Source organism: Nocardia brasiliensis IFM 10847, assembly GCF_000710915.1.
GTDB lineage: Bacteria > Actinomycetota > Actinomycetes > Mycobacteriales > Mycobacteriaceae > Nocardia > Nocardia brasiliensis_A.
Map to the genome: position 1 here is coordinate 72,341 of NZ_BAUA01000197.1, position 13,308 is coordinate 85,648.

Consider the following 13,308-nt stretch of genomic DNA (forward strand, 5'->3'; position numbering starts at 1 on the left):
CGGATGTTTCGCGCGCGGGCTCAACAGCTCTGCTGATCGGGCCCGGCGCCCGGCAGCACCGTCACCGCGACCTGCCCGGCGCCAGGGCAGGACGCGACCCGTAGTTGCGTCGCGTCCGGCTCGGAAACCTTTGTGCCGCCCTCGATGCGCAAGTGATAGCCCGCGCGGTATTGCCGTTGCGGCACCGCGATGACCGTTTCGGCGCCGTCGTCGAAGACCCCGCCGGTGACCCGCGCGGTGCGCCACGAGTAGGTGAACACGCCTGTGCCGCGGTCGAAGTGCCAAGGTCCGGGTGTGCCCGCGGTGAGCTGCGGATAGGGCCGGGCCAGTGCGTCGAGGTTCGCTTCGCGCACGTTGCCGGGGGTGCGCGGGGCATGGCCGTCGGTCACGATGGCCTGCGCGTCAGCGTCTTTGGACACGGTCGCCGGGTCACCACCGAAATACGTCCAGTGCAGCCAGCTGTTCTGGTTGCGGTCGAAGATCTCCGCGGTCTCGCTGAGCGCGTCGGCCGCGCCCGTCGCACCGAACTCGGTGACGACGGCGGGCACGTCGGCGACTGCCGAATATTCCGCCGCGCGAGCGACGCTCGCCTCCCACTGCGGCGCGCAACCCAGTCCGCCGCCGCCCTGCAGCGCCGCGACCACGCAGTAGGAATTGAAGCCGTACACGACGTTCGGGTCCGGCGGCGGGCCCAGTTCGGGACGAGTGCCGTAGTTGGCGGTGATCAGCGGTGCCACCCACACCGCAGTGGCGGTGTCGCCCTGCCGGATCGCTGCGGTCGCGTCCCGGTTGAGCGCGCGCAAGTGCTCGACCGTCACCGTCGGGCAGACATCGGCCAGGCACGGCAGGAACGCCGCGCCCGCGGGCGGCTGGTTCAGCGGCCCGTAGCCGATCACACCCGGTGTGCCCGCGAAGAATCCGGCCACGTGGGTCCACATCCGCAAGAACCTGTCCCGGATGCCGATACCGCCGGGGCCGGGCCGATTGGCATAGAAATTGTCGGTGGCGCGCCAGTAGGCGATATTCGAAAGGTTAGCGGCCACCAGATCGCTTGCGCCGCTGGGCAATCCGTCGTCGATCGCCGCCCAGTCCGGTGCGCCGTCCCCGCCGTACTTCGCGGACCAGATGTCCTGGTGGAACTCCAGTTCGGTCACGATGCCGTGCTCGTGCAACAGGGCGACGGTTCGCGCGATATCGGCGAGATAGGCATCGTCGTACTGGCCGGCGACCGGCTCGACGGCGGCCCAGAAGAGGGCGAGCCGGACCGCGTTGAAGCCCTCGCGCGCGAGCAGCTCGGCATCTTCGGCGCCGAACCCCGCCGCGGAAGGGAGATATGGCCCACGTTTATCGGCAATGTTCTCGCCGTGTAGCACCACGACCCGCCCCATGCTGTCGGTTAGCCATTTGCCAGAAGATTGCGCAGAAAGTCCTATTTTTCCGGAATTCGGGTCGGCGGCCGCAGCTGCGGTTGCACCGATCGTCACACTCAGCGCCACCAAAGCTGTTGATGTGCACAAACTAAGCGCGCGAAGCCGATGTGAACCCCAGAAGCTCATGTTCCACAACGTAGCAGTCGACCTAAGCTGCAATAGTGATAGCTATGAGTTAGCTTGGATCATGACCAAGATCCTGGCATTCACTTCACCGGCCAAGGGCCATCTGTATCCGATAGCTCCGGTCCTGGCAGAACTGGTAAAGCGGGGACATGACGTCACCGTGATGACGCTCCCGGGAAGTGAGAAAGCTCTCGATCCGCTGGGTGTCGACGTCATCGAGCTGCCCGCGCGGTTGGCGCAGGACACGCTCGATGATTGGGCGGCTACTTCCAAGATCGGTGCGTTGCGGGCTGCCGTGCGTGCTCTGGTGGCACGGATCCCGGACGAGATCGCGGCCATTCGTGGCGCGGTGCGCGCCGAACGTCCGGACGCGCTGCTGGTCGACGTGACGACAGTGGGCGCGCAGACCTACGCCGCGGCGAGCGGACTGCCGTGGGCCTCGTGGGCGCCGATGCTGCTGCCGATCCGATCACGGGAGGTGCCGCCGTTCGGGCCCGGGCTGCACCCCATGCCCGGACCACTCGGGCGATTGCGCGACGGGGGTGTCCAGTGGGTGTTGAACCGGCTGTGGGACGACATGCTGCCCGCGCTCAACGGCGCGCGGCGACAGTACGGGTTGGCCGCGCTGGACCATGCGCTCGACTATCTGGAACAGCCTGCGCTGCTGTTGAACTTCACCGCGCCGCCGTTCGACGACGAGCGCAGCGACTGGCCCGCGTCGGTACGGCAGATCGGTCCCGGCCTCTGGGCTCCCGGAGGCGAGCGTCCGGGGTGGCTCGACGAGATCGATCGGCCCCTGGCCCTCGTCACCTGCTCCACCGAATTCCAGGACGATGGGCGCCTGGCGCAGGCGGCGATGGACGCGCTGGCGGACAGTGAATTGTTCACGGTGGTCACCACCGGTGCGATCGACCCCGCGACCTTTCGGGCACCGCCTAACGCCCGCGTCGAATCCTTTCTGCCGCATCACTTGTTGCTCGATCGCACGGCCGTCGTCGTGTCGCACGGCGGGATGGGCATCACGCAGAAGGCGCTCGCCGCGGGCGTGCCGGTGTGCGTCGTGCCGTTCGGGCGGGATCAATCCGAAGTCGCGCGCCGCGTAGTCACGAACGAGGCGGGCACCTGGGTGCCGAAAAAGCGGATGAGCGTGTCGAATCTGCGGACCGCGATCGATCGGGCGCTGACCTGCCAGGCCGGGGCGGAACGGGTCGCGGCGGGTTTCGCCGCGGCGGGCGGCGCCGCGCACGGTGCCGATCTGCTCGAACGGCAACTTTTCCGCGCCGGAAATCGAGGCGCCGCAATGCGATCCGTGCCGCGAGTGGTGCGACGGACGGAGAGCGCGACGTTTCCGGCGATCACGCCCGGCGAAATGGAACCACTGGTGCGCGGTGACACCGAGGACGCCCGCGGGCTCACCTAGCCCGGTTCAGTCGGATCTCGATATCGTCGGAGGCCGGTTCGGGCACGGGCTCGGTGGTGATCCGGACCCGCAGGGGGCGGCCGGTCTCCGCGTCGACGAAGGTCAGCGGTGGGCGGCCGTCCTGCAGGTATTTGTCGCCCCACTGCATCAGGGACAGGAAGATCGGGAGCAGATCCTCGCCGGACGCGGTGAGCCGGTATTCGTCGTGGATCCGCTTGCCGGGCTCCCGGTAGGGCACGCGGGTGACGATGCCCGCGCTTTCCAGCTGTTTGAGCGCCCGGGAGGCGGCGGGTGCGGACGTGCCGACGCGGTGCACGAAATCCTCGAACCGGGTTGTGCCGTAGAAGCATTCGCGGACCACGAGAAACACCGTCTTGGTGCTGAGCAGGCTCAGGACGCGCTCGGCCGAACAGCCGTCGCCGATCGACCACGCGTCGCGGTCGCGCAACTTCTCCTCGAACTCCATCGCCACCTGCTCATTATAACTAACGCTTGCGTTATCCAGCAGTCTCGTGGTTCCATCTAACTAACGACATCGTTACTGAGATGGAGGTCGCATGGTGGCGATAGCAGGCAAGGTGGCCCTGGTGACCGGGGGCCGGCGCGGGCTCGGCGCGGCACTGGTCGACGAACTACTCGCGCGCGGGGCACGCAAGGTGTATTCCACCGCCCGCTCGGCGTACTCGGACCCGCGCCCGGAGGTGGTCACGGCCGAGCTCGAGGTACGTTCCGTCGAATCGGTCGCGGCGCTGGCGGAGCTCGCTTCCGATGTCGAGATCGTGTTCAACAACGCCGGGATTCTGCTGCCGGCGCCGTTGGCGACGGGTGACTTCGACAGTGTCACCGAGACATTCGACGTCAACGTGTTCGGGCCGCTGCGCGTGGCGCGCGCGTTCGCGCCGATCCTGGCCGCGAACGGCGGTGGGGCACTGGTGAACATGCATTCGGTGCTGTCCTGGTTGGCGGGCAGTGGTGCGTACGGGGCGTCCAAGGCGGCGGCGTGGTCGGTCACCAATTCGTTGCGAGTCGAGTTGGCGCAGCAGCGGACTCAGGTCGTCGGGGTGCACGCGGGCTTCATCGACACCGACATGGTCGCCGCCATCGCCCAGCCCAAGGCCACGCCCGTCGAGATCGCCGGCCGGATCCTGGACGGTGTGGCGGCGGGGGATACCGAAGTGCTCGCCGACGCCGTCACCGTGGAGGTCAAGGCGGCGCTGTCCGGTCCGGTCGAGCGGCTGACCTTCGCGGCCGCCCGCTGAACTCTGCTAGGAGTACGAAAAGTCATGCCCCTGTGGACAATCCATCACACGCCCGGCATCTTCGGTGACGACGAGAAACGCCAGTTGGCCACGCGTATCGCCGACCACTACGAAAAGGTCGGCTTGCCGAGGTTCTACGTCGTCACCGTCTTCCAGGAGGCCCGCCCCGAGAACTTCTACGTCGGCGGCGAACCCACCCCGTCCGGTGTGCGCATCGTCATCGACCACATCGCCCGCCGCAACCCCGACCAGGAAAGCCGCCGCCGCACCGCCCAATGGATCAAGGCCATCCTGCACCCCCACCTGACCCGGCACCCGAACCTGCACTGGGAGTTCCACGCCGACGAAACCAGCGAAGACCTCTGGATGATCAACGGCCTGGTCCCCCCACCCGGCGGCTCCGACACCGAAAAGCTCTGGGCCGACCAGAATTCACCAGTCCCATACTGAACTGATCGCCCAGATCCCCTGCCTCGAACCGCCAGTCCTCGGTGTCGACTCGGGCCGACGGGAGACGCCGGGTACCGTTCGTCTGCACGAAACTTCAGTCCGTGACGGGGAGGGCGAACGTGACGCAGGAAGTCGGTGGGCGGCATTTCAGGCCGCCGGAGGACTCGCAGAAGATCAGTAAGGAAGATATCGCGAAAATGAAGGCGGGGTTCGCCGAACTCGATCGACAGGCGGGCCGCCGTCACGGTTATTACCACGACGAGGATGTGCTTCCGCCCGGCGCGGGGGCGCTGACGGGGCTACCCCGCCGGGTGTACGGCGATCGGTCGGTGGAGCCGTGGCCGGGCAGTGCGGACGAACGCGCGGCGTCGGCGAGCCGAGCCGCAGCCGAGCGCAAGCATCAGGAACAGATTCGAATCGCGTTGCAGTGGGCGGATATACCGGCGGCACTCCGGGCCGGGTACGACGAAACAGGGGTGTGGGAGCTTGCGTGGAAGAACGCATCATCACTGTCGGACCTCGACGATCTGACCGAGTATCTCAATGCCGCAAGCCTTCCGGCGCGATCCGGCGTGGCCTGGGATCGGCAGGCAGTGCACGAGGTCATCGGGCTGTTGTGGCCGCAGGAGCGAGCAGGCGGATGGCCGCGCGCGGAGTTGGGCACCTATCCCGGGTATCTGGGGCCGTTACGGGACAAGCCTGGGCCCGTCACGCAGTTCTCGGTTACCGCCGCCCAGCGGGCCCAGTTCCATTGCCTGCGTTGCGGTGCTCGGTGGCCTGCCGGCTGGCCGGATACCGGCGACGGATTCAAGGACATACGTTGCCCGGACTGTGCGGCCCCGGGCGGCGGCAGCTGTGCCCGCGACACCGAACACAGCATCATCGACTTGCATTGGTTGACCGACCATTACGCGCCGCGGGCGGTGGAGTCGTGCGCTGTGTGCGGTACGCCGCGTGAGCTGGTCCCGCGCGGCTACAGCGGTCCGGAGCGAGTGTTGTACTGGACTTGCCCGAACGGCGACGCTTTGCGGCGCGACGAGCATTTTCTGACGGCGCTCGAACGCGCGGAATGGGAATCGACGGCTGCCCATCACGCCTACTGGCTGGCCGTCGACATGCTCCGGTTGGCGTACTACAGCGGCGAGGTCACGCACCTGCCGTTCGGTGCCACCTACGACACCCGTGACGGCAGCAACGAACGGTGGGTCTTCGGCCCGAACGGTTGGGAACTGTGGCCCGGAAGCGTTCGAGGACAGGACGGTACGCGTCCGTAGGCCGTCGTTGTGCCCGGGTCGTGGGTTGCTTTATGACTGACTGGTCATTCATAATAAGTCGGTGCCGAAGAGAGTTGATCGGGTTGCCCGGCAGGAGGAGATCCTCGACGCCGCTGTTCGGGTGTTCGCTCGCAAGGGGTTCGCGGCGGCGCGGATCGAGGATGTCGCGGCGGCGGCCGGTATCGCGAAGGGCAGTGTGTATCTGTACTTCGACAGCCGGGATGCGTTGCTGTCCGGCGTTTTCGAGAGTTATTCGGCGCGGGCCGCGCAGGTGCTCGGCGACCTCGGCGGGGGGAGCGGGCTGACGCGGTTGACGCGTCTGGTGCGCGGCATCGTGGACCTGCTCGCCGCGCATCCGGATCACGCACGCGTGCTCCTGGACGTGTGGGCCTCGAATCCGCCGCTCGACCTGGCCGCCATGTATCGCGAATACCGTGACGCCGTAGCCGATCTCCTCGCTCAGGCGCAGGCCGAGGGCGAGCTCCGCGAGGGCATCGACACCCGGCATGCCGCGGTGATCGTCGGCGCGATCGAAGGCTGCCTGGTGCAGACGCTGGCCGATCCGCAGGTCTCGCTGCGCGACCTGGCCGACCCGCTCGTGCAGCTCTGTGTGGAAGGAATCCGGAAATGACCACGCTCACCGATCGATTGATCGCACCGAACGCGACCCACGGCGAGGTCACCACCGCTTTCGCGGCGGCATTCGCCGGTGCGGCAACAGCTTTCGCGCTGAGCCTGCACGCCGACCTGGCGCCGTGGCGTGCCGCGATCGTCGCCCTGGTCGCCTTCGACATGTTCGGCGGCGCCGTCGTCAATGCGACGAACTCGGCGAAACGCTGGTACCACCGACCCGGCCGGACCGCCGCCCACCACCTCGGCTTCGTCGCGATCCACCTGCAGCCGTTCATCTTGGCGGCGGTGGTGCCGGGGTTCACCTGGGCGAATGCGGTGGTCATCTACGCGCTCGCGCTGATCGGCGCGGTTGCGGTAACCATCTCGCCGGATGAGCTGCGCCGTCCGATCGCGTTCGGGGTGACGGCCTTCGCGATCGTCGGCGTGACCAGTGTGCTGACGGTGCCACATGCGCTCTCGTGGTTCGCTCCGGTGCTGCTGATCAAGTTGCTGCTCGCGCATCTGCTGTCCGAAGGCGCCCGGTGAGATCGCCGGCGCACGGTGGGTGCCACGGTAGGATTCCGGTCCGAGGTCGGCGTGGCGCTCATCGCCCCGCACCGTAATTTCTCGATCATCCTCGCGTAATCTCCGATTGCCGTCCGGTCGGCACGCTTCTACGGTCATTACATGGCCGACTTGCCATCAGCAGAGGTGACGGCGACCGGTGGTCGCGTCACGGCTCGCATATTCCGGTGAGTCCGCTGTACCGGCATGGTCTGCGCTGACGGGATGTGAGGGATTCGAGTGGCACCGCAGCAATGTTCAGGACTCGACGGGGCGGGCCCGGCCGCACTTCGGTTACGGATGTTGGGGCCGGTCGAGGTCTGGCTGGGCGACAAGCAACTCGAACTCGCCGCCCCGCAGTTGCTGGCCGTACTTGCCATGCTCGCGGCCGAGCCCGGCCGCACTCTTTCGACGACGCAACTGGTCGCGCGCCTGTGGTCGGCGCGCCCGCCCAAGACCGCCGGCAGTGTGCTGCGCAACCATGTCCTCGCCCTGCGCAGGCAGTTCGACGCGCACGGGTACCCGGGTGCGGGGACCGAGTGGCTCGATTCGACGCGCGGCGGCTACCGGCTCGGGGTGCCGGTGGAGTTCGACGTGATCGCGGTCGAGGACCTGATCGCGGCCGCGGAAGCCGATCGGCGGGCGGGCGCGGCCGACGACGCGAATGCCAAGCTGGCCGCGGCCCAGCAGCTGTGGCGCGGGGATCCGCTGATCGGGCTGCCCGGCCCCTGGGCCGAGGGCGAGCGGACGCGACTGGATCGGTTGCGCCTGGCCATGTATGAGGTGGGGGTCTCGGTGGCGCTGGATCTCGGCCGGTACGCGACCGCCGTCGCGGAGTCGGAGGCGCTGATCGCGGCCGATCCGCACTGTGAGCGGTGGTACGAACTGCTGATGATCGCGCTGCACCGCAGCGGCAGGCGGGTCGAGGCCCTGGACGTCTACCGGACCGCGCGTCGGCTGCTCGCCGATGAACTCGGCCTGGAGCCCGGGCCGGAGCTGGTGCGCCTGCATCAGCAGATCCTGTCGGCCGAGTCGATGGACACCGAGCCGGCCTACGAACCGCCGCCCGCGCCGAAGAGTTTCGATCTCCCGCGTGTCCCGGCGCAGTTGCCGCCGGATATCGCCGACTTCGTCGGGCGCGCGGAACTGGCCCGGGAGTTGGGCGGACTGCTCGACGCGGACTGCACCGGCCGCCCCGTGATCGCGATCACCGGCCTCGGCGGTGTCGGAAAGACCACGCTGGCAGTGCATCTCGCGCATCGCGCGCGCAAACACTATCCGGACGGCGTGCTGTATCTGGATCTCGGTGGCATGGACGAACATCCACGCTCGGCCGAGGTGCTGCTGGCGGTCGCGTTGCGCGCGTTCGGCATCGAGCCCGGCGAGGTGCCGACGGAGCTGGCCGAGCGCACCGCGCTGTGGCGCGACACCGTGGCGGACAAGCGGGCGCTGCTGGTGCTGGACAACGCGCGCGACGTCGACCACCTCACCCCGCTGCTGCCCGGCGCCGGCACGGCGGCGGTCCTGGTGACCAGCCGTTCGAGCCTGGCGGAATTGTTCGGCGCGCGGCTGGTTCCGCTGGACGTGCTCACCCCGGACGAATCGCTGACGCTGTTGGAGCGCATGGCTTCGGTGCGGCGGGTATCGGACGAGCCGGACGCCGCGCGCGAAATCCTGCACGCGTGCGGGCACCTGCCGGTTTCGCTGCGGATCGTCGGCGCGCGGCTGGCGAGCAGACCGAACTGGCGGCTCGCCGCGGTGGCCGAGCGGCTGGCCGACGAGCGCGGCCGGCTCGCCGAACTCGCGGTTGGCAATACCAGCGTGGAACACGTATTCCGGGACAGTTACCGGCAACTCGCGCCCGAGCTGGCGCGCGTGTTCGTCCTGGTCTCGTTCTCCGACGCGCCCGACCTGTCGGGCGCCGCGATCGCCGCGCTGATCGACCGGGAACCGGCCGAGGCCGAGCGACTCTGCGAAGCACTGGTCGATCTGGGCATGTTGCAGACGCCGGAATGGGGTCGCTACCGCTATCACGACCTGTTGCGACTGTTCGCTCGCGGAGTGGCCGATCAGTCGCAGCGGGGGGAATGGCCGCTCGCCCTGCGCAGGCTGCTCGACTTCTATCTGGCGAGCGCGAAAAACATTGTGGAACTTCGTGATCCGGGTGTCGGCACGGAGTATTACGCCGTCACCGAACAGGCCGGGCAGCGCTTCACCGACGAGCGGCAATGTGCCGTCTGGGCGATGACCGAGCGATCCGGCCTGGTCGCGCTCTATCGGCAGGTCACTGAACTGCCGGATGCGCAGACCCGCATGCTCGCAGTGGATCTCGCGCTGTCGCTGGCCGTCGGCGGGGACGCGGGCGAGCATCTGCCGCAGGTGGCCGAGGCGCTCGAATTGATGAGTTACGCCGCGGAGAACGACGGCGACCTGCGGACCACGGCGCGTGCCCAACTGGCCGCCGCCGTCGCCCGGCTGGTCGGCATGGGCGATCTGAGTGCCGGGCACATCCTGCGCCAGGCCGGTGCGATGTTGCGCGAGGCGGGCGATCGCCCCGGCGCCATCCTCGCCGAACAGATGCTCGGCACGGCGATGGCCTACCAGGAGAAGGTGGACGTGGCCGTGGAGCACTTCCGGCGGGCCATCGAACTGGGCCGCCAGGACGGCAACCAGTGGAGCGAGGGGATGGGCTGGGCGACCCTGGCCCGCGCCTACTGCGATGCGCGGCGCTGGCCGGAAGCGGTCGAGGCCGCGGGCAAAGCCCTGTTCCTCGCGCGCATGGTGGGAAGCCTCCGGCTCGAATCAATGGCGTTGCACGAGTTGGGCTTTGCGACGTTGCAGCGGGGTGATCCGGCGGAAGGGCGGGAACTGTGCGAGCGGGCGCTCGCGGTGGCCCGCCGCGACGGACGCCGGCATCAGGAGGGCTGGGCGCTGGCCCGGCTCGCCGAGGTGACCCTTTGCAGCGGCGACGCCGAAGCCGCGGTGCCGATCGCGGCGGAGGCCGTGCGGGCGCTCACCGAGGTCTCGGCCACCGTGCGCCGGCTGCGGGCCATGCGGGTGTACAGCCGCGCGCTCACCGCCGCCGGGCGCGGCGACGAAGCCGAGCCGATCATGCGCAAGGTCGCGCAATCGCGCCGCCACATCGGCTTGCCCGTGCCCGGGCGTCCGGCCGAGAACCCGGCGCCCGCCACGCTCACCGCCAGCTGAGCGCGAGCGGCTCGCGGCGCTTCAACAGAGATCATCTGGGTATCGGACCAGCATGAGCCTCGCGTTGAAGCGGACGGTGAGCACACCCCTGCTGTATTTCTTCATACTCGGCGACACCCTCGGCGCCGGCGTCTATGTGCTGGTCGGTTCGGTGGCGGGGGAGAGCGGCGGCGCGGTTTGGCTGCCGCTGCTGGTCGCGCTCGCGCTCGCCACCCTCACCGCGGCGTCCTACGCCGAATTGGCGACCCGGTATCCGCGGGCGGGCGGGTCCGCGCACTACGTCACCACGGCATTCGGGCCCGCCGCCGGATCGTTCGTCGGATTCTGCATGCTGGCGGCCGGGCTGGTTTCGGTAGGCGCGCTGGCCAGGGCCTTCGCCGGGGACTACCTGCAGGCGCTGATCTCGTTGCCCGCGGCGGCGGTCGTGGTGGTCTTCCTGGCCGCGCTCGCCGCGCTCAACATTCGCGGGATCAAAGAGTCCCTGCGCGCCAATGTCGCGGCGACGCTGATCGAATTGGGCGGGCTGGTCCTGATCATCGGGCTCGGCGCGTGGATCATCGCGCGCGGCGACGGCGACCTGCATCGCGTCACCGAGGTGGGCACCGCCGAGCACGGTCCGTTCGGCGCGGTGCTGGCCGGGACCGTACTCGCGTTCTACTCGTTCGTCGGGTTCGAGACGTCGGTGAATCTGGCCGAAGAGATCGAGAACCCGCGTCGCTCGTATCCGCGGGCGTTGTTCGGCGCATTGCTCACCGCGGGCGTGGTCTATGTGCTGATCGGCTTCGTGGCCAGTGCCAGCGTGCCCACCGGGCAACTGAGCGGGTCCAGTGGTCCGCTGCTCGAGGTGGTGCGGGCGGCCGGGGAGCTGCCGGATTGGTTGTTCAGTCTGATCGCGCTGGTGGCGGTGGCGAACGGGGCGCTGCTCACCGGCATCATGTCGTCCCGGTTGACCTATGGCATGGCCCGGGACGGCTTGCTGCCGCCGCTCTTCGCCCGGGTGCTGCCGGGGCGGCGGACGCCGTGGGTGGCGATCCTGGCGACCTCCGCGGTCTCCCTGGTGCTCGCCTCGACCGGCGAAGTCGATTCGCTCGCAGCCACTTTGGTGCTGTTGCTGCTCGTCGTGTTCGCCGCCGTCAACGCCGCGGTGCTGGTGCTGCGCCGCACCGCGGGCGGCGAACCGGACCATTTCCGGGTGCCGGCGGTCATCCCGTGGCTGGGCCTGGCGTCGTGCCTGTTCCTGTTCACCCGGATCGAGGGCGAAGTGTGGTTGCGGGGACTGATCCTGGTCACCCTCGGAGTCGCGCTCGCCGCGATCAACGCGGTCCGCGCCCGCAACGGCGGCGAACTACGGACCAGAGAGTCCGCCGACGCCGAACCGGACGAACGTTTTGCCCGCGCCGATGAGGGAAGGGCGTAAGGGAGCTACATGGTGCCGCAGGCCGGCACCGCCCTCACCGAGGACGAGTGGCGCACACCGTGATCACACGCGTTCGTGGACGGTGAGCAGTAGATGGTCGAAGCGGGTGCGGAGTTCGACCATCGAGCCGCCGAGAGCGGTGAACTCGGAGAGTAGCTGGGTGGCCAGGACACGCAGTTCGACACCGCTCTCCTGGGCGCGCCAGACGAGCACGCGGAAGGCTTGGTCGGCGCTGATTCCATAGACCAGCCGGAGCGCGCCTTTGGCCTGTTCGATGGCGGCGCGGGCGGCGTACAGCTCGGGTAGGGCATCGTTGAGGGTTTGCCTGCGATCCTCGGCGAGGGTGTCGGTGATATCGACGTAGTAGCCGGACGTACCGACCACTCTCGCCATGTCGTCGTACATGTCGTCACCGACCACCAGCACGTGGCGTACCCGTCCTCTGGTGTCGATGATCCGGTGTCTGCTGCAGAACGGCTCACCGGTTTCGACGGTGCGCGCAATGGTGTTCGCGACCTGTTCCCGATCGTCCGGATGTTTGTGGGAGAGCAGCAGTTCGGTGGTCGGCTGGACGGTGCCCGGTGCGTAGCCGTGGATCTGGGCGACCTCGTCGGACCATTCCCAGCGCTCGTCGGCCAGCCAGAACCGGAAGGTGCCCGCGTTCTGCCACGCGCCCGTGCCGAGGACCTCTTCGATCGGACTGATCGGCTCGATTCCGGGATCGAGCAGTGGTGTCGCCGCGCCTTGGTTGTCGTTGCCGTCGCCCCGCGCGATGTTCGGCGTATCGACAGGCTGATCCACGAACTGCCCCTTCCCACCTCGACCGACTTCGTTGCTGTGTGGTCGGCTGGCGGGGTCTGGGGCAGCGCGTTCCGAGCGACAAGATTACCGCGCGCCGCCGACAGCTCGTCGGCGAGGCGCGCCGAGATGTCAGCCGCTGCGCGCGACGGTCAGCTGGTCCGGGACGAACGCCTCGGGAATGGGCCGGCGCACCGGTCGCTGCTCCACCACGTGAAAGCCCGCCGCCACGATCAGCTCCCGCATTTCGGCGGGCGGCGGAAAGTAGGCGACCCCCTGGACCGGAGTGGGTTGCAGCAGCGGCGCGAACCGGCTGCGCGGGTTGATCACGACGATCGCGAGTAGCCCACCGGGGGAGAGGATCCGGTGGAACTCGGCCAGCGCGCCGGGCTGGTCGAAGAAGTGGAAGGCGTGCGTGGAGACGACGGCGTCGACCGAGCCCGCGGGCAGGCCGAGGTCTTCGGCCGGGCGGTTGATCCAGTTCACCTGTCCGGAGCGGGCTTTCGCCTGGCGGAGCATGCCGGGCGAGGCGTCGCAACCGTAGATCACGTCGGGGTGCAACTCCTGTTGGATGCGGGCGGCGAGAATCCCGGTGCCGCAGCCGACATCGGCGATCCGGCGGCTGTCCGCGCGGCGCAACTGGTCGATGATCTCGTCCTGCGGCGGCCGATACATGACCCGTTGCGCGAGCGGATTGTTGTAGATCGTGGCGAGCCGGTTCCAGCCGGAGGTCACCAGTCGGTTGTAGGCG

The 13,308-nt window shown here is 68.6% G+C and carries 12 protein-coding genes; 8 read left to right on the forward strand and 4 right to left on the reverse strand.

Annotated elements, in window-relative coordinates; genetic code table 11:
* Positions 1 to 20 precede the first annotated feature (20 nt).
* Positions 21 to 1,376, reverse strand: coding sequence for a cellulase family glycosylhydrolase (locus NBRGI_RS39430; RefSeq protein ID WP_158440011.1), 1,356 nt, complete (start codon positions 1,374 to 1,376; stop codon positions 21 to 23).
* A gap of 241 nt (positions 1,377 to 1,617) precedes the next feature.
* Here NBRGI_RS39430 and NBRGI_RS39435 point away from each other — a divergent pair, with 241 nt between their 5' ends.
* Positions 1,618 to 2,976, forward strand: coding sequence for a glycosyltransferase (locus tag NBRGI_RS39435; protein ID WP_051728382.1), 1,359 nt, complete (start codon positions 1,618 to 1,620; stop codon positions 2,974 to 2,976).
* Here the strand turns inward: NBRGI_RS39435 and NBRGI_RS39440 are convergent.
* Complete coding sequence (locus NBRGI_RS39440) at positions 2,969 to 3,442, reverse strand: winged helix-turn-helix transcriptional regulator (RefSeq protein ID WP_029902873.1); 474 nt, start codon at positions 3,440 to 3,442, stop codon at positions 2,969 to 2,971. The two genes, NBRGI_RS39435 and NBRGI_RS39440, sit on opposite strands and share 8 nt — an antisense overlap.
* Positions 3,443 to 3,533: 91 nt before the next feature.
* Here NBRGI_RS39440 and NBRGI_RS39445 point away from each other — a divergent pair, with 91 nt between their 5' ends.
* The 7 genes from NBRGI_RS39445 (at position 3,534) to NBRGI_RS39480 (ending at position 11,759) form a co-directional block, all read left to right on the forward strand.
* The gene (locus NBRGI_RS39445; protein WP_029902875.1) at positions 3,534 to 4,235 is read left to right on the forward strand and encodes an SDR family oxidoreductase; all 702 of its coding nucleotides are present in this window, start codon (positions 3,534 to 3,536) and stop codon (positions 4,233 to 4,235) included.
* 24 nt (positions 4,236 to 4,259) lie between these two features.
* Complete coding sequence (locus NBRGI_RS39450) at positions 4,260 to 4,685, forward strand: tautomerase family protein (RefSeq protein ID WP_029902878.1); 426 nt, start codon at positions 4,260 to 4,262, stop codon at positions 4,683 to 4,685.
* A gap of 119 nt (positions 4,686 to 4,804) precedes the next feature.
* Positions 4,805 to 5,959, forward strand: coding sequence for a hypothetical protein (locus NBRGI_RS39455; protein WP_235211266.1), 1,155 nt, complete (start codon positions 4,805 to 4,807; stop codon positions 5,957 to 5,959).
* Positions 5,960 to 6,020: 61 nt separating this feature from the next.
* Positions 6,021 to 6,590, forward strand: a complete 570-nt coding sequence (locus NBRGI_RS39460; RefSeq protein WP_029902882.1) for a TetR/AcrR family transcriptional regulator — start codon at positions 6,021 to 6,023, stop codon at positions 6,588 to 6,590.
* Complete coding sequence (locus NBRGI_RS39465; RefSeq protein WP_029902884.1) at positions 6,587 to 7,117, forward strand: hypothetical protein; 531 nt, start codon at positions 6,587 to 6,589, stop codon at positions 7,115 to 7,117. Before NBRGI_RS39460 ends, NBRGI_RS39465 begins: the two co-directional genes overlap by 4 nt.
* 258 nt (positions 7,118 to 7,375) lie before the next feature.
* Positions 7,376 to 10,342: an AfsR/SARP family transcriptional regulator gene (locus NBRGI_RS39475; protein ID WP_148311139.1), complete on the forward strand. Its 2,967-nt coding sequence runs from the start codon at positions 7,376 to 7,378 to the stop codon at positions 10,340 to 10,342.
* Between the two features lie 52 nt (positions 10,343 to 10,394).
* Positions 10,395 to 11,759: an APC family permease gene (locus tag NBRGI_RS39480; protein ID WP_036562523.1), complete on the forward strand. Its 1,365-nt coding sequence runs from the start codon at positions 10,395 to 10,397 to the stop codon at positions 11,757 to 11,759.
* 63 nt (positions 11,760 to 11,822) lie between these two features.
* Here NBRGI_RS39480 and NBRGI_RS39485 read toward each other — a convergent pair whose 3' ends face one another.
* Together NBRGI_RS39485 and NBRGI_RS39490 are read right to left on the reverse strand one after the other, a co-directional pair.
* On the reverse strand, positions 11,823 to 12,560 hold the full coding sequence (locus NBRGI_RS39485) for a PAS and ANTAR domain-containing protein (RefSeq protein ID WP_081878434.1): 738 nt from the start codon (positions 12,558 to 12,560) through the stop codon (positions 11,823 to 11,825).
* A gap of 129 nt (positions 12,561 to 12,689) precedes the next feature.
* On the reverse strand, positions 12,690 to 13,308 hold a 619-nt coding region (locus NBRGI_RS39490; RefSeq protein ID WP_063726376.1), incomplete at its 5' end, for a class I SAM-dependent methyltransferase.

Coding starts and splice junctions, on each gene's coding strand:
- NBRGI_RS39445 (WP_029902875.1), top strand. CDS start 3,534: ATGGTGGCGATAGCAGGCAAGGTGGCCCTGGTGACCGGGGGCCGGCGC.
- NBRGI_RS39435 (WP_051728382.1), top strand. CDS start 1,618: ATGACCAAGATCCTGGCATTCACTTCACCGGCCAAGGGCCATCTGTAT.
- NBRGI_RS39440 (WP_029902873.1), bottom strand. CDS start 3,442: ATGGAGTTCGAGGAGAAGTTGCGCGACCGCGACGCGTGGTCGATCGGC.
- NBRGI_RS39480 (WP_036562523.1), top strand. CDS start 10,395: ATGAGCCTCGCGTTGAAGCGGACGGTGAGCACACCCCTGCTGTATTTC.
- NBRGI_RS39450 (WP_029902878.1), top strand. CDS start 4,260: ATGCCCCTGTGGACAATCCATCACACGCCCGGCATCTTCGGTGACGAC.
- NBRGI_RS39465 (WP_029902884.1), top strand. CDS start 6,587: ATGACCACGCTCACCGATCGATTGATCGCACCGAACGCGACCCACGGC.